24 protein-coding genes are annotated in these 26282 nt (G+C 35.1%); 9 read left to right on the top strand and 15 right to left on the bottom strand.

Features of this window, described 5'->3' with window-relative positions; all coding sequences use genetic code 11:
* Window positions 1-2 precede the first annotated feature (2 nt).
* From mutY to H3T83_RS01415, 3 genes are all read left to right on the top strand, one after another.
* Window positions 3-1040 (top strand): A/G-specific adenine glycosylase, encoded by a 1038-nt coding sequence (mutY, locus tag H3T83_RS01425; protein ID WP_198214875.1) that lies wholly within the window; start codon window positions 3-5, stop codon window positions 1038-1040.
* 73 nt (window positions 1041-1113) lie between these two features.
* Window positions 1114-2319 carry an MFS transporter gene (locus H3T83_RS01420; protein WP_198214874.1) on the top strand — a complete coding sequence of 402 codons (1206 nt, stop codon included), beginning with the start codon at window positions 1114-1116 and terminating at the stop codon, window positions 2317-2319.
* Between the two features lie 126 nt (window positions 2320-2445).
* Window positions 2446-3486: an NADH:flavin oxidoreductase/NADH oxidase gene (locus H3T83_RS01415; protein ID WP_198214873.1), complete on the top strand. Its 1041-nt coding sequence runs from the start codon at window positions 2446-2448 to the stop codon at window positions 3484-3486.
* 43 nt (window positions 3487-3529) lie between these two features.
* Here H3T83_RS01415 and H3T83_RS01410 read toward each other — a convergent pair whose 3' ends face one another.
* Together H3T83_RS01410 and tatA are read right to left on the bottom strand one after the other, a co-directional pair.
* A complete protein-coding gene (locus H3T83_RS01410) occupies window positions 3530-4714 on the bottom strand; it encodes an FAD-dependent monooxygenase (protein WP_198214872.1) in 1185 nt (394 codons plus the stop codon).
* 12 nt (window positions 4715-4726) lie between these two features.
* Window positions 4727-4903: a Sec-independent protein translocase subunit TatA gene (gene tatA / locus H3T83_RS01405; RefSeq protein ID WP_081300038.1), complete on the bottom strand. Its 177-nt coding sequence runs from the start codon at window positions 4901-4903 to the stop codon at window positions 4727-4729.
* Between the two features lie 655 nt (window positions 4904-5558).
* Here tatA and H3T83_RS01400 point away from each other — a divergent pair.
* Together H3T83_RS01400 and H3T83_RS01395 are read left to right on the top strand one after the other, a co-directional pair.
* Window positions 5559-6242 (top strand): LexA family transcriptional regulator, encoded by a 684-nt coding sequence (locus H3T83_RS01400; RefSeq protein WP_034902075.1) that lies wholly within the window; start codon window positions 5559-5561, stop codon window positions 6240-6242.
* Window positions 6243-6494: 252 nt separating this feature from the next.
* Window positions 6495-8330, top strand: a complete 1836-nt coding sequence (locus H3T83_RS01395; protein WP_198214871.1) for an ABC transporter ATP-binding protein — start codon at window positions 6495-6497, stop codon at window positions 8328-8330.
* A 50-nt stretch (window positions 8331-8380) separates the two neighbouring features.
* Here the strand turns inward: H3T83_RS01395 and dacB are convergent, their stop codons facing one another.
* Window positions 8381-9814: a serine-type D-Ala-D-Ala carboxypeptidase gene (dacB, locus tag H3T83_RS01390; protein WP_198214870.1), complete on the bottom strand. Its 1434-nt coding sequence runs from the start codon at window positions 9812-9814 to the stop codon at window positions 8381-8383.
* A gap of 179 nt (window positions 9815-9993) precedes the next feature.
* Between dacB and H3T83_RS01385 the strand changes: the two genes are divergently transcribed.
* Window positions 9994-11016: a TerC/Alx family metal homeostasis membrane protein gene (locus H3T83_RS01385; protein ID WP_198214869.1), complete on the top strand. Its 1023-nt coding sequence runs from the start codon at window positions 9994-9996 to the stop codon at window positions 11014-11016.
* A gap of 48 nt (window positions 11017-11064) precedes the next feature.
* On the opposite strand, the gene cycA is transcribed toward H3T83_RS01385, so the two are convergent.
* On the bottom strand, window positions 11065-12438 hold the full coding sequence (gene cycA, locus H3T83_RS01380; RefSeq protein WP_198214868.1) for a D-serine/D-alanine/glycine transporter: 1374 nt from the start codon (window positions 12436-12438) through the stop codon (window positions 11065-11067).
* Between the two features lie 201 nt (window positions 12439-12639).
* Here cycA and mltA point away from each other — a divergent pair, with 201 nt between their 5' ends.
* From mltA to asmA, 3 genes are all read left to right on the top strand, one after another.
* Window positions 12640-13719 carry a murein transglycosylase A gene (gene mltA / locus H3T83_RS01375; RefSeq protein ID WP_086354374.1) on the top strand — a complete coding sequence of 360 codons (1080 nt, stop codon included), beginning with the start codon at window positions 12640-12642 and terminating at the stop codon, window positions 13717-13719.
* 68 nt (window positions 13720-13787) lie between these two features.
* Window positions 13788-14369, top strand: coding sequence for a dCTP deaminase (gene dcd, locus H3T83_RS01370; protein ID WP_198214867.1), 582 nt, complete (start codon window positions 13788-13790; stop codon window positions 14367-14369).
* 33 nt (window positions 14370-14402) lie between these two features.
* The gene (gene asmA, locus H3T83_RS01365; protein WP_198214866.1) at window positions 14403-16283 is read left to right on the top strand and encodes an outer membrane assembly protein AsmA; all 1881 of its coding nucleotides are present in this window, start codon (window positions 14403-14405) and stop codon (window positions 16281-16283) included.
* A 76-nt stretch (window positions 16284-16359) separates the two neighbouring features.
* Here the strand turns inward: asmA and hslU are convergent, their stop codons facing one another.
* The 11 genes from hslU to sucC all read right to left on the bottom strand — a co-directional run bounded on the left by hslU (window position 16360) and on the right by sucC (window position 26272).
* A complete protein-coding gene (hslU, locus tag H3T83_RS01360; protein WP_034902086.1) occupies window positions 16360-17688 on the bottom strand; it encodes an HslU--HslV peptidase ATPase subunit in 1329 nt (442 codons plus the stop codon).
* 27 nt (window positions 17689-17715) lie between these two features.
* Entirely contained in the window at window positions 17716-18243 is a 528-nt protein-coding gene (gene hslV / locus H3T83_RS01355) for an ATP-dependent protease subunit HslV (protein WP_025316169.1), read from the bottom strand.
* A gap of 165 nt (window positions 18244-18408) precedes the next feature.
* Window positions 18409-19545, bottom strand: coding sequence for a cell envelope integrity protein TolA (gene tolA / locus H3T83_RS01350; protein WP_370527988.1), 1137 nt, complete (start codon window positions 19543-19545; stop codon window positions 18409-18411).
* Between the two features lie 23 nt (window positions 19546-19568).
* Window positions 19569-19994: a colicin uptake protein TolR gene (tolR, locus tag H3T83_RS01345; protein ID WP_370527996.1), complete on the bottom strand. Its 426-nt coding sequence runs from the start codon at window positions 19992-19994 to the stop codon at window positions 19569-19571.
* A complete protein-coding gene (gene tolQ / locus H3T83_RS01340; RefSeq protein ID WP_065578639.1) occupies window positions 19991-20611 on the bottom strand; it encodes a protein TolQ in 621 nt (206 codons plus the stop codon). Before tolQ ends, tolR begins: the two co-directional genes overlap by 4 nt.
* 51 nt (window positions 20612-20662) lie before the next feature.
* The gene (gene ybgC, locus H3T83_RS01335) at window positions 20663-21058 is read right to left on the bottom strand and encodes a tol-pal system-associated acyl-CoA thioesterase (RefSeq protein WP_086365196.1); all 396 of its coding nucleotides are present in this window, start codon (window positions 21056-21058) and stop codon (window positions 20663-20665) included.
* A gap of 185 nt (window positions 21059-21243) precedes the next feature.
* On the bottom strand, window positions 21244-21354 hold the full coding sequence (locus H3T83_RS01330) for a cytochrome bd oxidase small subunit, CydX/CbdX family (RefSeq protein WP_086320090.1): 111 nt from the start codon (window positions 21352-21354) through the stop codon (window positions 21244-21246).
* A 9-nt stretch (window positions 21355-21363) separates the two neighbouring features.
* Complete coding sequence (cydB, locus tag H3T83_RS01325; RefSeq protein WP_065578541.1) at window positions 21364-22500, bottom strand: cytochrome d ubiquinol oxidase subunit II; 1137 nt, start codon at window positions 22498-22500, stop codon at window positions 21364-21366.
* 19 nt (window positions 22501-22519) lie between these two features.
* Entirely contained in the window at window positions 22520-24091 is a 1572-nt protein-coding gene (locus H3T83_RS01320; RefSeq protein WP_198214864.1) for a cytochrome ubiquinol oxidase subunit I, read from the bottom strand.
* 117 nt (window positions 24092-24208) lie between these two features.
* Entirely contained in the window at window positions 24209-25075 is an 867-nt protein-coding gene (gene sucD, locus H3T83_RS01315; protein ID WP_198214863.1) for a succinate--CoA ligase subunit alpha, read from the bottom strand.
* A 24-nt stretch (window positions 25076-25099) separates the two neighbouring features.
* Window positions 25100-26272 (bottom strand): ADP-forming succinate--CoA ligase subunit beta, encoded by a 1173-nt coding sequence (sucC, locus tag H3T83_RS01310; RefSeq protein WP_198214862.1) that lies wholly within the window; start codon window positions 26270-26272, stop codon window positions 25100-25102.
* Between the last annotated feature and the right edge of the window lie 10 nt (window positions 26273-26282).

The following is a 26282-nucleotide window of genomic DNA, read 5'->3' as shown; positions in this document are numbered from 1 at the left end:
GCATGACAAAAAATTTTGCAAATGCCGTACTTGATTGGTATGAACAGTACGGCAGAAAATCACTACCATGGCAAATTGAAAAAAGCCCCTATCATGTGTGGTTATCCGAAGTCATGTTACAACAGACACAGGTAGCAACGGTTATTCCATACTTTAAGCGCTTTATTGCACAATTCCCTAAAATTACTGATTTAGCTAAAGCGCCAATTGACGATATCTTACATCTTTGGACGGGGCTGGGTTACTATGCTCGGGCTCGCAATTTACATAAAGCAGCACAGGTTATCGCCGACAAATTTGATGGTAAATTTCCAACTAAATTTGAAGATGTGATTGCCTTGCCGGGAGTTGGTCGTTCAACCGCTGGGGCTATTTTATCTTTGTCGCAAAATCAACATTACCCCATATTAGATGGTAACGTTAAACGTGTATTAACCAGATCTTTTGCAATAGAAGGTTGGCCTGGGAATAAAATTGTTGAGAATCATCTTTGGCAATTAAGTGAACAAGTGACACCTAAACATAACGTTGCAAAATTTAATCAAGCAATGATGGATATTGGCGCGATGGTTTGTACTCGCTCTAAGCCTAAATGTAGTCTATGCCCTTTGCATCAATTATGTATCGCATATAAGACTGATAGTTGGCAACAGTATCCAACCAAAAAACCTAAAAAGACCATTCCTGAAAAAACCGCCTATTTTCTAATGCTTGAACAGGACAATATGATTTGGTTAGAAAAAAGACCCCCAGCCGGTATTTGGGGTGGATTATATTGCTTACCGCAATTTACCAGCAAGCAAGCATTAACTGACTGGCTAGATAACCATGGTATTAAAACCAGCAAACCCAGACAATTAGTTGCATTTCGACATACCTTTAGCCATTTTCATTTAGATATTGTGCCCATCTACTGTGAGATAACAAACAACACTAAGTGTTTGGATGAGTCAAACGGTTATTGGTATAAGCTCAATTCAGAGAATGCGAAAATTGGCTTAGCTACGCCTGTTTATAATTTATTGAATCAATTAGCTTAAAAGCTACTATTTAACAGTATCTAATAAACTTTTGATATATAATTAACCATCATTTATTAGTTAACTTTTTATTATGAATAGCAAACAAGCGCAAGGTCTATCGGCATGGTTAGTATTCCTGATGGCTTTTGCCATTGGCATAACCGTCGCAAGTAATTATTATGCTCAACCACTATTGCACTCAATAACTGATGATTTACATATTGCAGTTAAACATGCCGGTTTAATCATTATGGCAGCGCAATTTAGTTATGCGGTCGGTTTACTATTTATTACCCCTCTCGGTGATAAAATTGAACGTAAACAGCTAATACTCACATTAATGATATTATCAATCTGTGGACTAATAATTAGTGCAATATCAAAGAATTTATGGATGTTGGTATTAGGTACTGCAATGACAGGCCTATTTTCGACTGTTGCCCAAGTTCTCATTCCTTTTGCTGCAACGCTATCACGTCCTGAACATCGAGGTAAAATTGTCGGCACACTAATGAGCGGTATGTTGCTAGGTATTCTACTAGGTAGAACATTTGCAGGTTTTGTTTCATCAATAGCAGATTGGCATTATGTTTATTGGATTGCCTCATCAATTATGACCTTAGTCACTTTCTTACTTTGGTTATCATTACCAACCTATAAAAACAGCATCGACATTAACTATTTCCAACTGTTATTGTCAATTGGTTCATTGTACAAACAAGAAGCAGTTTTACGCATCAGGTCATTGTTAGCGATTATTTCCTTTGCTTTATTTTCATTATTATGGACACCACTGGCATTTTTATTAACTGATGCACCTTATCATTATTCTGATTTTATTATCGGTTTGTTCGGCTTGGCTGGCGCAGCAGGCGCATTAGGTTCCCCCATCGTTGGCAAATTATCAGATCAAGGAAAAGGCTGGTTAGCCACATCCATTGGTTTGACATTATTACTTGCTGCTTGGCTACCGCTATCTATTGCCGAGTATTCACTCGTGGCCTTAATTTTTGGTGTAATCTTATTAGATTTTGCGGTGCAAGTTACCCATGTATCGAATATGAATGCTATTTATCAAATTCGTCCAGAAGCACGTAGCCGTATGAATACTGGTTACATGGTCAGTTATTTTATTGGCGGTATGTTAGGCTCTATTGCTTCTACTTACTTGTATAGCAATTATGGTTGGATAGCGATAATTATTTCCGGAACCGTTTTAGGATTTTGGGGTATACTCTGTTGGATCTATTATCTTAGAACCGTTCACCATCCTAAACATAAGGCTAGATTAAACTAAAAATTTTGAGGAACGGGGTTTTTTAGCGATTATTTCATTTAAATTTTAGGTATTAAACACCATATATTATTTATCTGCTAATATAAATAGTTAATATTTGAACCATTATTAAAATAGGAATTACTTATGGCAAAAATATCTTATCTTAATACTCCATTTAAAGTAAAAAATTTATCACTCAAAAATCGCATTGTGATGCCGCCTATGTGTCAATATCAAGCAAAAGATGGTTTAGCTAATGATTGGCACTTTGTTCATTATGTTTCTAGGGCGATTGGTGGTGTCGGCTTAATTATTTTAGAAATGACCAATGTTGCTGCAAATGGTCGAATATCACCAAATTGTTTGGGATTATGGAATGATGAACAACGCGATCAGTTAAAACGTATTGTCGATGCTGTTCATGCACAAAATGGCAAAATTGCGATCCAAATTGCCCATGCTGGTCGAAAAGCGTTAGGCGAATCTGATGTGGTTTCCTGTTCCGCTATTCGTTATGATGGCAACGTCGAAGCTAATCCAAAATGGCAATACCAAATGCCAAGAGAATTAACCAAAAATGAAATTATCGATATCATCGAAAAATTTAAACAATCAACTAAACGAGCCGTGGAAGCAGGTTTTGATGCCATTGAATTACATGGTGCTCATGGTTATTTGATTCACCAATTCTGTTCGCCAAAAACCAATTTAAGAACCGATGAATATGGTCAAGATAAATTATTATTCGCTGAACAAGTTATTAAAGCTGCAAAATCAGTTATGCCAAAAGATATGCCACTAATTGTGCGCTTTTCCGCCCAAGAATATGGTGCTAACGGTTATGATATTGATTATGGCTGCCAAATTGCCAAACGATTAGCTCAAGCTGGTGCCGATGTTTTAGATGTTAGTGGTGGTGGCGATGGAAAACTAGATCCTAAACATACCCCTGATTTCCATGCTGGTTACCAAGTTTATCTAGCCCGAGCAATTAGACAGGTTACCGATTTACCGATTATCACTGTTGGTATGCTTGAAGATCCTTATGTTGCCGATTATGTGTTAAGCACTGGAGATGCTGATTTAGTTGCGATTGGTCGGGGTTTATTGAAAGATCCTTATTGGCCGTTACGAATTCCATCGTCACCATTTATACCAACGTCTTATCAAATATCTTTCAAATAATAGCTACTCATCCTGTGTTCACAAATACAGGATGAGTAATAGATTAAATTTGCATGGCGTATTTGATCAACTGTTTCTTGATTGGAGTAAAGTTATCAATAGCATTCATGCCAACCGTTCTAACTATCTTTTTAAAGGCATTATCACCATTAAACATATCTTGGATCGTTCGCATAGCTGTTAACATAACTAATGCATCTTTACGACGAGTAAATTGGAATGATTTTAAGTTTTCCACTAAACCAATATCTTTTTGCTCATCAATAAGCTTTTTGATAGTAGCCACCAACAATGCCGAATCATGAAAACCTAAATTAACGCCTTGCCCAGCTAATGGGTGAATAGTATGCGCAGCATCACCAATTAAAGCTAATCGGTGCTTAATAAACTGTTTGGCAAAGCGAGCTTTTAATGGAAATACCATTCTTGGATTAGCCAACTGACATTGCCCCACTTTATCACCAGTTAATTTAAACAGTTCTTGGCAAAAGTCAGATTCAGTCAAAGAGTTTAAAATTGCGGCTTGTTCAGGTTTAGTCGACCATACCAAACAGCTTTTATTAGCTTGCCAAAGCGGTAAAAAGGCAACAATACCATTCGGGTAAAAAATCTGTCTGGCGCAAGCTTGATGAGGATATTGTGTTTCGACGGTAGTAATCACTGCATGGTGAAGATAATTACGCTCAAATACTGATATTTTTTCATGTCTGCGTAACCATGAATGAGCACCATCAGCACCAATAATCAATTTAGCTTGTAAAGTCGTATTATCTGCTAAGGTCAAAAAGGCATAATCATCAGTATAATTATTATCTATAGCCACCTGATTGAATATAGCAATATTATCTGTGGCTAGAGCAAGTTGATACAAATAGTAAGTGATGAGATTATTTTCAATAACATAGCCAAGATTTTCATAACCATAATCTTTAGCATGAGCCGAAAGATGAGCTAAACCATTCTTTTCCCAAACACCAATTTCACTAAATGAATGAACTCGATTGCTAGCATAAAGATTATGCCAAATACCAATTTGAGATAAATATCTCTGACTGGCACCATTTATCGCCGACGCTCTTATACCTATGTCATCAAATTTAAAATCTTGCCACTCATCAACTTTAGTATCAATAATGGCTACCGTTAAATCGTATCTGCTTAGTGCACAGGCAGTAGCCAAACCAACTAACCCACCACCAACAATGGCGACATCGAATTGCGTTTTCATATCAATATTTTGTTATTGCTTATCAAGCTTATTATCATTTTTGGTTTCAACTTCATCATCATTCATTGCTTTTTTGAAACCTTTTAATGCTGAGCCAAGATCAGAACCTAAATTGCGTAATTTTTTGGTTCCAAAAATTAACACAACTACAGCTAGAAAGACCAAAAGATGTGGAATGCTAAATGACATAATTAAAACCTCTTTTAAAAATATATCTCTATTTGGATTCTATTACTGCGCAAATAGATTTTAAATAATGGAATTAATTATACTCTTTTTAAACTAGGATTTCATGACAAGTTAATTTTAAATAAAAAAAAGACCTGCATAAAAATTATGCAGGCCAACATGAAATATAAGGAATATAAGGAAAGAAAACAATGAAAAATCCTTACGCTGCTTATTATCCATTTTTTTTCGCTCTAGTCAACGTTTTTATTTGGATTTCAGCAAAAATAACTAAATTTACACGAAAAATAAAGAGCATTAATAAAATATTAACATAACAAACAAAAAATGACAAAAATGTAATTTAAGCATATTTATTCAGCACTTAACCACTAAAAAAAGCCATTTTCAGTTCATAAACCCAAAAGCAACCTCGCAGAAAAACAAAGAAACTCAACAAAAAAGCAATGAAATAATTTTATTAAAAAAAACAATAAATATTGGTTTTTATATGAAAATTCAATAAAATAACAAAATATAAAACGAATTTTAAAGAATATTCATATTTAAAAACTACAATATTGAGAATATTCATTTAATCACTTATATAAAACTCATAAAAAATACAATATAATCAAAAACTGGATGAATAAATAAAAACGAGACAAAAATAAATATGATTAAAAATAAAAATGTCAAAACTTTTAAAGACAGACTCCATACTTCAATGCAAGGTTTATCTGTATCTGCTTTTGCAAAAAAATGTGATATGTCGGAAACTGTTATTCGTGATTATTTGTCAGGAAAAACTTATCCATCATTGACCCGTTTAGAAGTTATTGCCGAGAAATGTAACGTATCATTTAACTGGTTAGCTACAGGTTATAAGCTAGAAATTTTAAATCCGCAAGACGATGATGAAGTCTATAATGAAAATATCTATCGTATTCCGGTTTATAAAAAACAGCTACCAACCAAAGAAGAAGCACAAAATCAACGTTATGTTCGTGAAATACCACCCGTCATGAATTATCCTGTAATTGAGGGCTGGGCATCTCACCGCGGTTTAGATATTAAAAAATTAATTCTTTACTGGGCTAAAGGTGATTTGATGGCACCTGATATCGAAAATAATAATGGCTTAATTATTAACACAGATATAAACGAAATTATTGATGGCGCTATTTATTTAATAGAATATGAAAATTTTACATTATTAAGAAAAATACGCTTAACACTCGGTAACTGGATATTAATCTGTAATAATGACCAATATCCGACAATTGAAGTACCTAAAGCTCACTTTGAAAAATACAATATTGTCGGTCGAGTTGTGCAAGTTATCAAAGATGTCTTTTAAGACATTTATTAGTAATCTAAAGTTTTTCAATATATAATTTATTACATGAGGAAAGTATAAAAAACCCCTTTCCTCAAAATGTTACTCTTTTCATAACAACAGTTTAATAGGTATATATTCAAGTGATTTTAGTTTACTAATTTCAGATTTATATTTGCAACTACAGCAATAAGTGTATAGCAAAACAAACCTCGCTTTTTTATATCATTGATAAATTATTAATGAATAACCTTTTAACTAATTAGGTCAACTATGTATCGATTTTTTGAAAAATTGGTATCACCTTATCCCAAAGATGAACCACAACCAATGGCTAAAGATTTTTTTAGCTTTATTTGGCAATCCACTAAAGGAACTCGCTGCTTCTTATTACTATTAATAATATTGAGTGCGCTAGCAGGTGCGTTTGAGGCTTTTTTATATGCCGCACTTGGTAAAGTTGTTGATTGGCTCGCTGCTGTATCACCAAATCAATTTTGGCAACAAGAAAAAACAACCTTAATCGCATTTACCATTATTATTTTAGCTAGCACGATTATTATTGCCTTACAAACCATCATTAAGCATCAATGCTTAGCTGGAAATTTTCCTATGCGTTTGCGTTGGAATTTGCACAGATTAGTACTAAACCAAAGCATGCGTTTTTTTCAAGATGAATTTGCTGGCAGAATATCAGCAAAAGTCATGCAAACCGCGCTAGCGGTAAGGGATACTTGCTTTTTAGTTGCAGATATCTTTATTTATGTTCTGATTTCCTTTATCACCATGGCTACCATTATAGGTCAGTTAGATCTTTGGTTATTAGTTCCGTTTATGGTCTGGTGTTTTTTTTATGGTATTGCGATGTATTACTTCATTCCACGATTAAGTAAAGTAGCAAGTATGCAAGCAGATGCCCGTTCAACCATGACCGGTCGTGTAACAGATGCTTATACAAATATCATGACGGTAAAACTATTTTCTCATGCTGGTAATGAGGCTAAATATGCACAGGAATCGATGGATGAATTTATGGTTACAGTGAACAAGCAAATGCGTTTAGTCAGTAGCTTTGAAATTGTTAATCATTTATTGTCTATTTTCCTAGTATTGGGCACCACCGGCTTGTCATTATGGTTATGGAGCAATGATTTAGTTGGCGTCGGTGCAATTGCAACCACAACCGCAGTAGCGTTAAGATTAAATGGGTTTTCACATTGGATTATGTGGGAAATGGCTTCATTATTTGAAAATATTGGCGTGGTTAAAGATGGTATTAACACCTTCTCGGTCGCTAAAACCGTGGTCGATCAACCTGATGCACCGTCACTTAAAGTGACCGACGGCAAAATCGAATTTAAACAGATAGATTTCAGTTATGATGCCAAATTAAAAAATGCCATTATTGATAACTTAAATTTGACCATTCAACCGGGAGAAAAGATCGGCTTAGTCGGCAGATCTGGCGCCGGAAAATCAACGTTAATCAATTTATTATTGCGATTTTATGATTTACAACATGGTGAGATCACTATCGATGGTCAAGATATCACTAAGGTAAATCAAGAAAGTTTATGCGCACAAATTGGCATGGTAACCCAAGACACATCGCTGTTACATCGTTCAGTAAGAGACAATTTATTATATGGAAATAATCATGCTACTGAACAAGAGATGATAATCGCTGCCCAAAAAGCCCATGCAGACAGTTTTATTGAAGGTTTAGTTGATGCTAATGGTAGAACTGGCTATGATGCTTTTGTTGGTGAACGTGGAATTAAATTATCAGGCGGACAACGTCAGCGGATTGCTATTGCTCGTGTTATTTTAAAAAATGCGCCAATATTGTTATTAGACGAAGCTACAAGTGCACTGGATTCTGAAATTGAACAAGCCATCCAAGAAAGTTTATATACCTTAATGGAAGGTAAAACAGTTATTGCTATTGCCCATCGCTTATCTACTATCGCGGCAATGGATCGATTAATCGTGTTAGACCAAGGTAAAATTATTGAACAAGGAACACATCAAGAGTTACTCAGTAAAAATGGTCTTTATGCGCAACTTTGGAAACATCAAAGTGGTGGCTTCTTAGCGGATAATTTCTAACTAAAAATATAAGGGCGATATAAACATCGCCCTTATACTAAATCGATATATTAATTAATAAAGTTTTTATAAAATTCAGATTCAAATCGCATAATTGCACCATTTTTAGGCTCACCTTGACTATCGGCTCGATAACCTGATAACAACTGAACAAAGGCGATATAACGACCATCTGATTTTTGAATAAATCCGGCTAAATTATAGCTACCTTGAATATAACCAGTTTTAGCCATTACTGCTTCTTTAAATGGAGCTTGATTAAAACTTTTACGATTTTGTAGCGTTCCATCCACCCCAGCAATCGGTAATTTTTCAATAAAAGCTAATTGATTATTATGTAAAGAAATATATTGCAAAATCTCCATTAATTTATTCGCACTAACCAAGTTTAGACGTGATAAACCAGAACCATCGGCAATAACTAAATTTTCTAAATCAATTCCGGCTTTCTTGCGTAAAATTTGTTTTACCGCATCACCACCATTACGCCAAGTCCCTGACACATTATAATAATGCGCACCTAAAGTTCTAAAAATAGTATCAGCATATAAATTATTTGATTTTTTGAGCATGACGGTTAATAACTCAGAAAGTGGAGCTGATTTACTTGAAGTCAGTAATGTTAATCCACCTGATGTTTTTTGTTTTCTTTCAACAACTCGACCATTATAAGTAATATTTTGTTGTTTTAGTTCATTTTTTAAAATTGTTGAAAAGTATTCAGTCGGATCCATTACCGCAAACTTTAATGGTGTTTTATCAGCATTCGACGCGATACAACCAGATAAGTGGTAGCGATTTTTATCAGCACTAACATCAAGTTCACAATATTTATCATTTAAATCTTTACTATTGGCAGCAATTGTTCTGACATCACCTGATACCATAACCGGTATACTGGATGATACTGAAATCGAAGCTTTAGAACCGGTTTTACCTGGGGTAATGGTTGCATAAAAGCAGTTATCATCAATTGTTGCTGCCGATGCGGGTGCATTGTAACAAGCCGTTAAATTATTCCATGACCACCCTTCTGCTTTATCATGACTAGCAAAAATAGAAGTATCTAAAATAATATTACCAGAGATCTTTTCTACACCTTTCTGACGTAAGGCAGTAATCATATTCTTTAATCTTGCACGATTAAAAGTTGGATCACCACTCAACTTGATAATAAGATCACCACTAAGCTGTTTATTATTTAGAGAACCATTGGTATACATGCCAGTAATAAACCGAAAATTATCGCCAAGCTCAAGTTGTGCAGCTAATGCCGTTATAACTTTTTGCGTACTAGCAGGTTGTTTAAATTGATCACTTTTATATTTTGCTAAGGTTTTAGGATTACCATCAACAGTTTGTACTAAAATAGATAAATCACTTCCTTTAGGTAAGGATGAGATATATGGTTCCACTGGTTGTGCTGATAATAAACATGAAAAAAAAGTAACAATGAAGAAAAAAGATACCTTTATATTAGTCATGAACGTATGCTCACATGAGTTTTGAATAAAACTAGTTAAATAAAGATAACAAATATATCTTTTTTTGCTGAGCCTATCAATATATACTCAATCACTTTTAAAAATATGTTCCAAATATCAATACTCATAATATTTTTCTATTTATTTCAAAAAAATAACTTAATATAGGTAACATAGCTATGATTCAACATTCATTAGGCTTTCCCATTGAAACCGTACTAATGTTTATAGTTTTGGCTTTAGCAGCGATTATAATTGATTTATACGCTCATCATAATGATAAGCCCATTAGCTTAACTAGTGCAGTTATGTGGTCTTTCTTTTGGATTTTCGTGGCTTTAGGATTCGCGCTTTATCTGTATATACATCACGGAAGTGAAATAGCTAGCCTGTTTATCACTGGTTATGTACTTGAAAAAGCACTCTCTGTTGATAATTTATTTGTTATTATGGCACTGTTTTCTTGGTTTGCTATCCCTAATAATTATCGCCATAGGTTACTTTATTGGGGAGTGATTGGTGCAATCATCTTCCGAGCCGTTTTTGTCATTATTGGTACTGGTCTATTATCCTTAGGGCCTTGGATGGAACTGGTATTCTCTGTCGTGGTTGCCTTAACTGGATTGATGATGCTAAAAAACCAAGGCCATAATGATGAGATAAAAGATTATTCTGAGCATTTTGCTTATCGTATTGCTAAACGTATTTTTCCTTCCTATCCTAAAATAGTCGGGCACCATTTCTTATTAACGCAAAAGCAACTCAATAACGAACTAGCCAAACCAGAGAATAGTGAACTAATCAACAAAATGCCCAAGAGTGCATTATATGCAACACCACTCTTCTTATGTATTGTTGTGATTGAGTTAAGTGATGTTATGTTTGCTTTTGATTCGGTCCCTGCTGTAATTGCTGTTAGCCAAGAGCCATTAATTGTATATAGTGCAATGATATTCGCTATTTTAGGCTTACGAACTATGTATTTTGTTTTAGAGACAATGCAACAATATCTTGTTCATTTAGGTAAAGCAGTAATTTGCCTATTATTTTTTATTGCCGCAAAACTTGCTTTAAATGCAACTGACCATCTATTTGGTTATGGAATTATTATTAGCCCAACCATCAGTCTTTATGTGGTATTAGGTATTTTATTGTTAGGTATTATTGCGAGTGTTATTTGGCCTAACCAAACGAAAAAATAAGATATGAGAAGATAATCGGCAGGCAACCTGCCGATTAAGAATAAAAAGTTATACCCGTTTTAATGATCGAATATAGTAACTAATACCTAAAATAATGAACCAAATAGGTGTTGCAATAAGTGCTTGGCAAGTGTCAGTTTCAAAAGTTAATAACACAATCACAAAAGCAAAAAAAGCAAGGCAGACAAAACACATTAAAACGCCACCCGGCATCTTAAATTGTGATTCTTGATGTAATTTAGCTTTTTTACGACGATAGGCAATGTAAGAAATTAAAATCATCGACCAAATAAACATAAATAATATTGCAGAAATAGTCGTTACAATGGTAAATGCTTCCATAACATTAGGCACTAAATAAATCAGTACTACCCCACCAAACAAGCAAGTACATGAAAATAGCAAACCATTAGCAGGAACAGAACGTCTTGATAATTTACCAAATGGTTCAGGAGCATCTTGTTTTTTAGCAAGGCCAAATAACATTCGACTGGTTGAATAAATACCACTATTGGCAGAAGAGGCTGCTGAAGTTAGTACCACAAAGTTAATAATACTGGCCGCAGCAGGTAAGCCAATTAACGTAAATAACTCAACAAATGGACTTTTATTTGGTGAAATAAACTGCCAAGGCGTTACGCTCATAATGATAATCAACGCAAAGACATAGAAGAAAATAATACGCGCTGGCACTGAATTGATCGCTCGAGGTAAATTTTTATTTGGATCGAGGGTTTCAGCAGCCGTTGTTCCAACTAATTCAATCCCAACAAAAGCAAAAATTGCAATTTGGAAACCGGCAAAAAAGCCCATAGTACCATGTGGAAAGAAGCCACCATATTGCCAAAGATTAGAAAATGCAGCGGTAGTATTGGTTTGTTCAGAATGATAGGCAGTAAAGACTAAAACAAGGCCAATAGCAATTAAAGCTAAAATAGCGACAATTTTAATCATTGAGAACCAAAACTCGGTTTCACCAAACATTTTTACCGTCAACAAATTCAAGGTTAATAGAACGATAACCGTAAGCAACATCGGGATCCACGCTTGTAACTCAGGAAACCAGTGCTGTGCATATCCGGCGATAGCCACAACATCAGCAATTCCTGTAATAACCCAACAAAACCAATAGGTCCAACCAGTAAAAAAGCCTGCCCAAGGACCTAATAAATCGTTAGCAAAATCACTGAAGGATTTATAATTCAAGTTGGACAATAAAATTTCGCCCATCGCTCGCATAACAAAAAATAAAATAAACCCAATAATCATGTAAACAAAAATAATAGATGGTCCCGCAAGACTAATCGTCTTTCCTGAGCCCATAAATAAACCCGTACCAATTGCACCACTAATTGCTATCAATTGAATGTGTCGGCTGGAGAGATTTCGCTTAAGATCATGATTTGAAGACGTACTGTTCATCTTGTTGATTACCTGTCGTTTTTACAATTTTCTGTTTTTTTATGAGGAATGAAAGACTATAAAGTTAATGGCTTTAAATCGCAAGCTGAATCGTTATCAAAACTTTTTATGGCATTATAATAATTATTGATAGTTTCTTATAATATAATTGTGTAGCATAGCTACCTATATCATATAACTAATTACAAAAAATTATTTAAAATGAAAGAAAACAAACACAAATCTACTATCTTCCTATTATCTATTTTATTGATTCTATCATTATTGACTGGGTGTCAAAGTGATTCAAATGCAAAAAGTAAACAATTTAGAGATGGGAAACTACCAAATGCTCTTAATGTTAGCCATCCTCAATTAGCCGTACCGGTCAATATTTCTGACTATACTATCCAAATTGAAAAATTAAGAACCACATCACCTTCACTGTATCAGAAAAATGAACATATTTATAAAGCGGTTGACGCTTGGATTAATCGTTCATTAGGTTCGGCAGAATTCCATAAAGTAGGGTTAAAAAGCTATGAAATGGCAGGTAAGGACGGATATGGCAATGTTCATTTAACTGGTTATTATACTCCGGTAATCAAAGCTAGACACCAACCAACTGGTGAATTTAAATATCCAATTTATAGAATGCCGGCTAAGTCCAAAGGTCGTCTACCTAGTCGTGAACAAATATATAATGGAGCATTATCCGGTAAAGGTCTCGAAATTGCTTACAGTAATTCATTAATGGATAACTTTATAATGGAAGTACAAGGAAGTGCCTATATTGATTTTGAAGATGGCACACCATTAGTTTTCTTCTGTTATGGTGGTAAAAATGGTCACGGTTACTCAAGTATCGGGCGTTTATTAGTTGAACAAGGTGAAATTGCCAAGGAAGATATGTCCATTCAAGCAATTAAAAATTGGGCTAAAAATAAAAGCGAAAAACAACTTAAAGCACTATTAATTCAAAACCGATCATTTGTCTTTTTCAAACCACAATATAATGCTGAAGTGAAAGGCTCTGCCGCAGTACCTTTAATTGCAAATGCTTCAGTGGCATCAGATAAATCATTAATACCAACAGGTTCTGTTGTATTAGTCGATGTACCACTCCTTGATGATGATGGTCAGTATCGAGGTAGACGAGAAGTACGGTTGATGGTGGCACTTGATGTTGGTGGTGCAATTAAAGGCCATCATTTTGATCTTTATTTAGGCATTGGCGATAAAGCAGGTAAGCAAGCTGGTTACTACAATCATTTTGGCCGAGCTTGGGTTATAAAACCTTAATTTACCAACATCGACGCCAACCAAAGAACCTGCTAGAATAAGTTAAAAAGCAGAATTAAGGATAACTTATGAGATTATGTGATCGTGATATAGAAGAATATTTAGATAGTGGTAAATTAAAAATCACGCCACAACCTGAATTAAGTTGTATTAATGGAGCAACTGTTGACGTTCGACTTGGTAATCAATTTCGTACTTTTAAAGAACATACTACTCCCTATATTGATTTAAGTGGTCCCAAAGAAGAAGTTTCTGCTGCTTTAGAACGAGTCATGAGCGAAGAAATGATATTATCTGAAGGTGATGCTTTCTATTTACATCCAGGAGAGCTTGCTTTAGCTGTCACGCTTGAATCAGTAACCATTCCTGATGATTTAGTTGGCTGGTTAGATGGGCGTTCCTCGTTAGCGCGTCTAGGACTTATGGTACACGTTACCGCTCATCGCATTGATCCTGGCTGGCATGGTCAAATTGTCTTAGAATTTTACAATTCGGGAAAAATTCCAGTAGCACTAAGACCTGGTATGACCATTGGTGCACTAAGTTTTGAAACGCTTAGTGGCCCAGCTGCAAGACCATATAATCGAAGACAAGATGCTAAGTATAAAGACCAACATGGCGCTGTTGCCAGTCGTATAGATAAAGACTAATAACGTTTATAACCTTAATAAAGGAACATTCATATGATAAAAAAAATACTGGTTATTCTATTTATCTTAATTTTGGTTATTGTTATCGGCATTGTTTCTCTTATTGTATTTGTTGATCCTAATCATTTTCGCGGATATATATCTCAAACAGTAAAAGATAAAACCGGTTATGAATTAACTATCGAAGGTGATTTACGCTGGCATGTCTGGCCTCAGGTCAGCATATTAACTGATGCAGTTAAATTATCTGATACCGGTGCGACAAAACCGCTATTAACTGCTGACAATATGCGACTTGATGTTGAACTTCTACCGCTTTTTTCCAAAAATTTAGCGATTAAAAATGTGTTTATCAAATCAGCATTAATCAATATTACTGACGAAAGTAAAGGTGATAATGCTAAAAAATATACCCAAACTCTAGCACCTTCAGCGGAACAAAACACAAATATATCTGAAAATAAAAAGAATACATCTAATTGGAAATTTAGCTTAAATAAATTTGAAATAGCTGATAGTACAGTAGCGTTGCAATATCATGATGATCTGATCAATTTCCGAAATATCAATTTGTTATTAGAACAAAATAACGATAAGAATCTTTTAATCGAATTAAAAGGAAATATTGATAAAAATCAGCAAGACCTATTTTATTCAATGAATGCCAATGTCGATTTAACTCAATTTCCTGAAAAAACCATTATCGATCTTAAAAAGTTAGATTACACTTATAACGGCATAGAGAGTTCCGAAAAACCACTCAAAGGAAGTGCAACCGGTATATTTAATTATCAGCAAAGTCCTATGCAATTAAATAGTCAAAACTTAGCTTTTTCTATTAACGACAATAATTTCACCAGTAAAATCAATGCGCGTTTTGATAAAAAACCATACGTCGATTTGCAATTGAATTCAGAAAAATTAGATTTAACGCCTTTTTTACAACAAGATACAAAATCAACCAAAGACACTCCGATGCAACAAACTTCACCTGTTGTTTCTAGTGTTGTCAAAGATAATAATCAATTAAGTGCTCTTAATACATTTGATGGTAAAGCAACAATAAACATCAAAGAAGTTAAAGCAAATAAAATTTTAATTAACAATTTTAAACTAGACGTTGATAATCAGGATGGAATAGCGACATTCAAAGATTTAAATTTTGATTTTGCTAATGGTCATATAACTGCAACAGGTACAGCTAACGGCAAACAGAAAACACCGCAGATTAAACTTAATACCAAAATTAGCAATATCAATTTAAATTCATTTTTTACACAAATGGATATGGCGTATGATCTAGATGGTATATTTAATGCTTCTGGGTTATTAGAAACTAATTCATTATCAACAGCTAAATTATTAGAAAATCTAAAAGGTAATGCGAATATCGTCATTACTAATGCTAAATTAAATAATATTAATATCCAAAATATTATTGAAAATGCAGCTGCAAAATATGGCAACGGTAATGATAAATCTGGAAATCAAAAGAAATATACAGAGTTTCATACCATCAAAACCAATGCTAATTTAAGCCAAGGTAATATACAACTTAATTCGCTCAACGCCAATTCTGAAACCTTAGATGTACTAGATGGTTCTGGCAAAGTAGGAATGCTTAATCATGATTTGGATGTTAATTTAAACATCAAATTACTTGGTGGCTGGAATAGTAAAAGTGAAACCATTGCCAAATTACAGAAAGTTACTATACCACTACGTATATATGGTCAGTTTTCTAATTTACGCTATCAATTAGATATCGCACAAATACTGTCTGATGTGTTAAGTGATAAATTACAACAACGTTTAGATAAACTCCGTGATAAATTGGAAAATCACAAAGACAAAGACAAAGATAAATTAAAGTCTAAAGCAACCGATATATTAGGCGGATTGCTAAAAAAATAAACTTATCATTAACTAAATAATAGATATAAAAAAGGTGAGTTGTTTAACTCACCTTTTAATTTAACAATATCTTTTATTATAAAATGAACTTGCTTAGATCTTCATCTGCAACAAGCTTATCTAGATGATCGCTAACATACTTAGCATCAATTGTGATAGTTTGTCCGCCCAATTCGCTGGCTTCGAAAGAGACATCTTCCATTAAACGTTCAAGCACTGTATGCAAACGGCGAGCACCAATATTTTCATTTTGTTCATTAACTTGCCAAGCAGATTCAGCAATTTTACGAATACCATCCGGTGTAAAGTCAATATCAACGCCTTCGGTTGCCATTAATGCTTTATATTGGACTGTCAATGATGCATTCGGTTCAGTTAAAATCCGTTCAAAATCTTCGCTTGTTAACGCTTGTAATTCAACTCGAATTGGTAAACGTCCTTGCAACTCAGGAATTAAATCTGACGGATTAGCGGTTTGGAACGCACCCGATGCAATAAATAAAATATGATCGGTTTTTACTGAACCATGTTTAGTTGAAACGGTACAACCTTCAACAAGTGGTAGTAAATCACGTTGCACACCTTCGCGAGAAACATCAGGTCCAGATGAATTACCTCGTTTACACACTTTATCGATCTCATCGATAAATACAATCCCATTTTGCTCAACAGCTTCAATGGCTTCGTGTTTAAGATCATCAGGATTAACCAACTTCGCAGCCTCTTCTTCTATTAGCTGTTTGAAGGCATCTTTGATCTTCATTTTACGTGCTTTAGTTTTTTGACCACCTAAATTTTGGAACATCGACTGTAGTTGGTTAGTCATCTCTTCCATACCTGGAGGAGCCATAATTTCAACACCAATATTGACGCCAGCTACTTCAATTTCAATTTCTTTATCATCAAGCGCACCTTCACGCAATTTTTTTCTAAATGCTTGTCTAGCTGTTGAATCATTATTATTTTCAACTTGTCCCCAACCATCTTTAGCTGGTGGAACAAGCACATCTAAAATACGATCTTCTGCCAATTCTTCAGCTCGATTACGATTTTTTTCGATAGCTTCTTGGCGAATCATTTTCACAGCAGAGTCAGTAAGGTCTCGAATAATCGAGTCAACTTCTTTACCAACGTAACCAACTTCAGTAAATTTGGTCGCTTCTACTTTAATAAAAGGTGCATGAGCTAATTTAGCTAATCGTCTAGCAATTTCAGTTTTACCCACCCCTGTAGGGCCAATCATAAGAATATTTTTTGGCGTAACTTCATGACGTAATGCTTCATCAAGTTGCATACGACGCCAGCGATTACGTAAAGCAATAGCAACAGAACGTTTTGCTTTATCTTGTCCAATGATATGTTGGTTTAATTCGCTTACAATTTCGCGAGGAGTCATTTCAGACATAGTAGTTTTTCTCTTAAATCAGATTAATTAGTAATTAAGCTCTTCAATAGTTTGGAAGTTATTCGTGTAAACACAAATATCACCCGCTATTGATAGCGATTTTTGCACAATATCATGTGCAGATAATGAGGTATTATCTAATAAAGCTCTTGCAGCTGCTTGAGCATAAGGTCCACCGGATCCAATCGCTATCAAATCATCTTCTGGTTGAATTACGTCACCAGTACCGGTGATAATCAATGATGCGCTTTCATCAGCAACGGCAAGTAATGCTTCTAATTTACGCAACATTCTATCGGTTCGCCAATCTTTGGCTAATTCAACCGCTGCTTTAGTTAAATGCCCTTGGTGCATTTCTAATTTTCGTTCAAATAATTCAAATAGTGTGAAAGCATCTGCTGTACCGCCAGCAAATCCAGCAATCACCTTATTGTTATATAATCGGCGAACTTTTCGCGCATTACCTTTCATGATAATGCGTTCACCTAATGTGACTTGCCCATCGCCACCAATAACAACTTGACCTTCACGACGGACACTGACAATTGTTGTCATATTCTGCTCCTTCTTTTACATAAAAACTTAATTCGGAATGAATAGGAAATATATTGGGGTGATTAGTAAATTTTCAATATCAGATTATCAAGATGCGGAATATTTATTCATTAATAAATGACATAACATAAATAAATTTTAAAAATCAAAGAACTATCAAATTATTTACTTTGGTTGGAATTCAATATTCATGGTTTTTACTTCATTATACAAACTACTTGCTGGTTTTGGTATAACTGCTAATTTAGTTGCAGCAAGCGCTTCTCTGCATAGATCAGCATCACCACCTTTTGAGGTAACATTAAGTAATAGTCCATCTGGTGCTATCTGAATTTGTAGTTCACAAGTTTTGCCACGATAAACATTTGGTGGGTTAATAAATTTATTACTTATTGCATTTTGTACTAACGATTTATATTTATCTAGCTCACCATCAGATACACCTTTACGACTGGCAACTCCTCCAGAACTTGGTGTTCCAGAGGTAAGCCCACCCAAAAGATCGTTGAGTGCTTTATCTTTTTTAGCTTGCTCTGCCTTCTGTTTAGCTTTTTTTTCTGCTGCGGCTTTTTCAGCGGCAGCTTTCTCAGCAGCGGCTTTTTCTGCTGCAGCTTTCTCAGCAGCAGCTTTTTCAGCAGCGGCTTTTTCTGCTGCAGCCTTTTCAGCAGCAGCTTTTTCTGCTGCAGCCTTTTCAGCAGCGGCTTTTTCTGCTGCAGCTTTCTCAGCAGCAGCTTTTTCTGCTGCAGCTTTCTCAGCAGCAGCTTTTTCTGCTGCAGCTTTCTCAGCAGCGGCTTTTTCTGCTGCAGCCTTTTCAGCAGCTGCTTTTTCTGCTGCAGCTTTCTCAGCAGCGGCTTTTTCTGCTTCCGCTTTCTCGGCAGCAGCTTTTTCTGCTGCGGCTTTTTCAGCAGCGGCTTTTTCTGCTGCAGCTTTCTCAGCAGCAGCTTTTTCTGCTGCGGCTTTTTCAGCAGCGGCTTTTTCTGCTGCAGCTTTCTCAGCCGCGGCTTTTTCTGCTTCTGCTTTTTCAGCGAGTTCTTTTATTTGCTTATCTAGCAGTTCTTGGGTCTTTTGATCTGCTTTTTGTTGATTAACTTGTGTCTGCAATTGTCTTTGATATTGTTCGGTCATAACCGATGGATCAATCATGATAGCATCAATCGAATTACCATTGATACTACCGTAGTTTTCACCAGTATCACTGACAAACTTATATCCCAAGGCAATAATTAATATGCCATGTAAAAGAATGGAAATGATAACCGGTAAACTTAATTTTGAGTTTAACTTATTAGACATTGCTGACATTTTTATTTTTAATAATTGTTAAGTTAAATTGGTTGAGTCATCAGACCAACAGATTTGACACCTGCTGATTGAAGTAAATTTAAAGCCTTTATAATCTCTTCATAAGGAACCTGTTTCGCACCACCAACTAAAAAAACAGCTTTATCATTAAGTGACATTTGCTGCTTAACTTCTGCAACAATTTGCTCTTGAGGAATATTCGATTGTCGATTCTGATCTATAATAATTGCATACTCCCCTATTCCAGATACTTCGATAATTATAGGTTTATTATCAGAAGGAGATACAGTTTTTGATTCTGTCGCTTCTGGAAGATCAACTTCAACACTTTGGCTTATTATTGGGGCTGTAGCCATAAAAATCAATACTAATACCAATAATACATCTAACAAAGGTACAATATTGATCTCTGATTTTGTTGAATAACGTGAACGTCTGCTCATAATTATTTCCTAACAGCTACTGCTTGACGTTGTAAAATTGATGAAAACTCATCAATAAAATTCAAATAGCTTTGTTCCATTCGACTCACACGTAAGGATAATCGGTTATAAGCTAAAACAGCAGGAATCGCGGCAAATAAACCAATAGCGGTCGCAATTAACGCTTCAGCAATACCCGGAGCAACCATCTGCAATGTTGCTTGCTTGACTTCTCCAAGTGAAATAAAAGCATGCATAATTCCCCAAACCGTACCAAATAAACCAATATACGGACTAATTGACCCTACAGTACCTAAAAAAGGAATATGCAATTCTAAATTATCTAATTCACGATTCATCGCTAAACGCATTGAACGAGACGCACCATCTAACGCTGCTTCTGGCATATTTGGATTAATTTGATATAAACGAGAAAACTCTTTAAATCCCGAATAGAAAATATGTTCTGTACCACAGATCTCTTCTTTATTGAATTTTGCTTTATCAAAGAGCACATTTAAGTCATCAGCGGCCCAAAAACTATTGTCAAATTGTTCAACTTGTTTTTTAGCTTTGCCTAAAATGCTGCTACGTTGAAAAATGAAAGCCCAAGACATAACAGAAAATATAAGTAACAATAGCATAACGCCTTGCACCAAAAGTCCTGCTTGTAAAAATAGATCAATAATATTCACTTAAATTAACTCCAAAAATAATGACTTTGGAAGCGCACAAGGCTTCATTTTAGTCATATTGACACAAGCAATCACCACATCAGCGTTGCTGATAATTTGCTTATTCTGGTTTAAAATTGTCTGTTTAAAAATAATAGACGCCTTACGAATTTGCTCAATCTTAGTGCTGATAGTTAACATATCATCTAAACGTGCTGGGAAGTCGTAGCTAATATCCATCTTTTTAACAACAAAAGCAATACCTTCTTGCAGTAACTTTTGTTGACTAATATCAAGTTGCCTTAGCATTTCTGTTCTAGCTCGTTCAAAAAAAGCAAGATACCGAGCATGATAAACTACCCCACCAGCATCTGTGTCTTCATAATAGACTCTTGCATTCCAATTGAATTGTTTCATATGTTAGATCTAATTTAGACTAAAAAATTGACCATATTATATCTGAATATGAAATTCGCTGCACTATGATATAAAAATAGTCAAATGAAAACAATTATCATTTGTGAATTATTTATATTTTATTCAGACTTATAAATAAGTAAAAAGGTGACTATTTGCCACCTTTATATTAGTTTTTTAATATTTTATTTATTATTAGTTTCTTTTTCATTACTAGAGTTTTCAACCCAAAGTCCAGTAACAACAGCTAACATACATGCAGCAATTAGTCCAATGAACCATAAAACGTAATACATAATTAATCCTTAATAAAGTGAATGTTTATTATTTTCTATATGGTTTTTGTCTAAACGTCCAAACATTTTAATGTAAGACCAGATAGTGTAGAAAAGAACAATTGGTAAAAAGATTACCACAACACCAAACATAATATTAAGTGTTAACTGACTAGAAGTTGCATCCCAAATAGTCAAACTAGCGTTTGGCATAATGCTTGATGGCATAATGAATGGGAATGTTGCAATTCCATAGGTAAGTAATACACAAGCAATAGTTAGTGAAGAAGATAAAAACACCAATCCATTTTTATTCACACTAGAAAAGAAAATAGTTAATAATGGTAATAATACGCCTAATGCTGGAACTGCCCATAAAATAGGATAATTCATGTAATTATTTAACCATGTAGAATCTGTTGATACAGTTTTAGCTAATGGATTCGATACTCCATTATGATCTATAGCACTTGTGATTTCATAACCATGAATGCCAAATGCAATCCAAACTCCAGCTAAAACAAAAGCAATTAGCATTACCAAGCTTGCTATTTGTGTTGCTTTTCTTGCTCTTAAATAAAGTTCACCAGAAGTTTTCATTTGCAACCAAGCGCCACCATGAGCAACGATTAACATCAAACTCACAATACCGGCTAATATTGCAAATGGGTTTAGTAATTCAAAGAATGAACCATCATAAAAAGCACGTTTACTAATATCAAATCTAAATGGCACACCTTCTAATAAGTTTCCAAAAGCAACACCGAAAACAAGAGCAGGCACAAAACTACCAAAAAAGATCGCGAGGTCCCACATATTACGCCATTTAGTATTTTCCAGTTTACTACGGTAATCAAAACCAATTGGTCTAAAAAATAGCGCACAGAGCACTAAAACCATCGCAATATAAAAACCGGAAAAAGATACCGCATAAGCCGTAGGCCATGCAGCAAAAATACCTGCACCACCAGTAATTAACCAAACTTGGTTACCATCCCAGTGTGGTGCGATTGCATTTATCATGATTCGGCGTTCAGTATCGGTTTTACCAATAAAAGGTAATAAAATTCCGACACCCATATCGAAGCCATCTGTGATAACAAAAGCGATTAAAACAACACTAATCAACACCCACCAGATGACGCGTACAATTTCGTAATCAATCATTGTATATACTCCCTATGCCTTATTCCGATATTGATTGTGTTTTTTCATAATGGTAGCTGCCAGTACCTAATGAACTTGGCCCTAATCGTGCAAATTTAAACATTAAGAACAATTCAGCAACCAAGAACAAAGTATAAAGTCCACAAATAAGAACCATGGTAAATAATACTTCACCTGGAGTTAATGATGAATTAGCTACACCTGTTGGTAAAATATCTTGAATTGCCCAAGGTTGACGACCATATTCGGCAATAAACCAACCGCATTCACATGCAAGCCATGGGAATGGTAAAGATAACAGTAGTAAACGATATAACCATCGTTTTTCACCAATTCGACCTTTATAGGTTGTCCATAAAGCAAGCCCAGTGCCTAAAATCATTAATAAGCCCAAACCAACCATACCTCTAAATGCCCAGAACAGTGGCCATACAGTAGGGATTGAATCTTCAGTTGCCGCTTTAATATGTTGTTCAGTCGCTTCAGGAATTGTTAAGTTATCACGATCGGTATAGCGTTTAACTAAATAACCGTAACCTAAGTCCACTTTATTGTCTTCAAAGGCTTTTAAAACAGCTGGGTCCTGATTACCTTTCTGAATTTTTTCCAAATTAGTATAAGCTAAAATACCATTACGAATTCGAGATTCATTGTTAGTTAAAATATCTCGTAAACCAGTAACTTGAGTATCGAATGAACGAGTTGTCATGATCCCCATTATGTAAGGGATTTCCAAAGCGAATACATTTTCTTTCTTATCTTGCGACGGGAACGCTATAACATTAAATGATGCTGGCGCTGGTTGAGTTTCCCATTCACCTTCAATTGCCGCTAGTTTTACTGGTTGTACAGTTGTCAACTCATGACCGGCTTCATCGCCCATAATTGCAACAACAATTGACATAATAAAACCAAACACAGCTGCTACAGCAAAAGAACGTTTAGCAAAAGGCAAATCTCGTTTTTTTAATAGATAATAGGAACTAATACTTAAAACAAAGATTGAACCAGTCAAATACCCTGCAGCAACAGTGTGAACAAACTTGTATTGAGCTACAGTATTAGTAATTAATTCAAAGAAATTGGCCATTTCCATACGAGAGGTAATCGGGTTAAAGTCAGAACCGATAGGAAATTGCATCCAACCATTGGCAACTAAAATCCAAAGTGCAGAGAAATTGGAACCAAAGGCTACACACCAAGTAACCATTAGATGTTTACCACGACTTAGTCTATCCCAGCCAAAAAAGAATAAACCAACCATAGTTGATTCCAAGAAAAATGCCATTAGTCCTTCAATCGCCAGCGGTGCACCAAATATATCACCTACATAATGCGAATAATAAGACCAGTTAGTACCAAATTGGAACTCCATGGTTAAACCGGTAGCAACACCAACGGCGAAATTAATACCGAATAGTTTACCCCAGAATTTAGTCATATCTTTCCAAACTTGCTTGCCACTAACCACATATACTGTTTCCATAATTGCAAGCATAAACGCCATACCTAGCGTTAATGGAACAAAAATAAAATGATACATTGCGGTGAGTGCAAACTGAAGTCTTGATAATTCTACAATATCAAACATAACGTGCTCCCTTTATCCTTAAATACCCACAAATTTTTTGTCGTTATTTATTGTATTTTACAATATTATTTTAAGAATAAAAATTGATGAATGTCAAAAAAATGAAATTAAATAAAATTAAAGGTGCATTTTTACCGTTTCACCGATTTCCGCTAAACTATTCACAACAATGATTCCAGCTGCCTGTAGTGCTTTGGTTTTATCGGCAGCAGTTCCTTTGTTTCCAGAAATAATTGCCCCTGCATGGCCCATACGTTTACCTGCAGGTGCCGAAACACCAGCAATATAAGCAATAACAGGTTTGGTGACATTTTGTTTGATGTAATTAGCGGCTTCTTCTTCAGCACTACCACCAATTTCACCTATCATAACAATAGCTGCAGTCTTAGGATCTTGCTGAAGTAATTTTAGAATGGAGATAAAATCACTACCCGGAATAGCATCGCCGCCAATTCCAACACAAACTGATTGGCCTAATCCGATATCGGTAGTCTGTTTGACTGCTTCATAAGTCAAAGTACCAGAACGAGAAACAATACCTACTTTTCCTGCCAAATGAATATGTCCAGGCATAATACCTATTTTACACTCATCAGGAACAATAATTCCAGGACAATTAGGTCCTATCATAACAACATCATGTTCGACTAATTTTTGTTTAACGATAAGCATATCCAGAGTTGGAATACCTTCTGTAATACATACTATTAGTTTGATACCTGCATCAATTGCCTCTAAAATCGAGTCTTTACCAAATGCAGCAGGAACATAAATTACTGTTGCTGTTGCACCTGTTGCTGCTACAGCTTCTTTAACCGTGTTAAATACAGGTAAACCTAAATGCGTGGTACCGCCTTTACCGGGTGTTACACCTCCGACGACTTTTGTTCCATAAGCAATTGCTTGCTCACAATGGAAAGTCCCCTGACTACCAGTGAATCCCTGACAAATCACTTTTGTTTCTTTATTAATCAAAATTGACATAGTAATTATTCTCCACCCATACTATTATTGTGCAACAGCAACAATTTGTTGGGCTGCATCGACTAAACTTTTCGCGGTAATAACATTCAATTCGCTTTTAGCCAAAATCTCTCTTGCTAGCTCAGCATTATTACCTTCAAGACGAACAACAACAGGCACTGTCAAACCAATCTCTTTAATGGCATCAATAATGCCATTAGCAATAAGATCACAACGAACAATACCACCAAAAATATTGACTAAAATAGCTTTTACATTTTTATCTGAAAGAATCAATTTGAAGGCTTCGGCAACACGTTCTTTAGTCGTACCACCACCTACATCTAAAAAGTTCGCTGGCTCACCACCATAAAGTTTGATCATATCCATTGTTGCCATCGCAAGGCCGGCACCATTAACCATACAACCAATATTACCTTCCAGTGAAACATAGCTAATACCTTGTTTAGCTGCAATTGATTCACGTTCGTCTTCTTGGGTTGAATCTCTTAATATTGCTAGATCAGGATGTCTGAACATGGCATTATCATCTAAAACCACTTTAGCATCTAAACAAATTAATTCCTGGGAATCAGTAATAACTAAAGGATTTACTTCCGCTAATGAAACATCATTATTAATAAAAAGATTAGCAAAATTGACAAATAATTTGGCAAATTGATTGACGAGTTTACCAGTAAGACCGAGTTTGAAAGCAAGCTCACGACCTTGATAACCACATGGCCCAGTTAATGGATCTAGCGATATTTTATGAATTAAATGTGGTGAAGTTTCAGCAACTTTTTCAATTTCAACGCCACCTTCAGTCGACGCCATCACCACAATACGTTTGCTACTACGATCAATTACTGCACCTAAATAAAGCTCTTTAGCTATATTTGAAGCCTTCTCAATTAAAATCTGATTAACAGGTTGGCCTTTGGATGTTGTTTGATAAGTGACTAAATACTGACCTAACCATTTTTCAGCAAACAGTTTTATTTCATTAAAATCCTTAGTACAAATGACCCCGCCAGATTTGCCTCGTCCCCCTGCATGTACTTGGCATTTTGCCACCCAAGCGTTAGTCGTTGTTTGCGAGGAAATTTCAGCCAATGTATCTTGTATTTCATCGATAGAGTTACATACATAACCTTCTGGCACTGGCAAATTATACTGTCTAAATAGGTGTTTTGATTGATACTCATGCAGGTTCATAAATAAATCC

The organism is Gilliamella sp. M0320, from assembly GCF_016101635.1.
GTDB lineage: Bacteria > Pseudomonadota > Gammaproteobacteria > Enterobacterales > Orbaceae > Gilliamella > Gilliamella apis.
The sequence above is the reverse complement of the archived record's forward strand: the minus strand, read 5'-3'. Positions and strand labels throughout refer to the sequence as shown.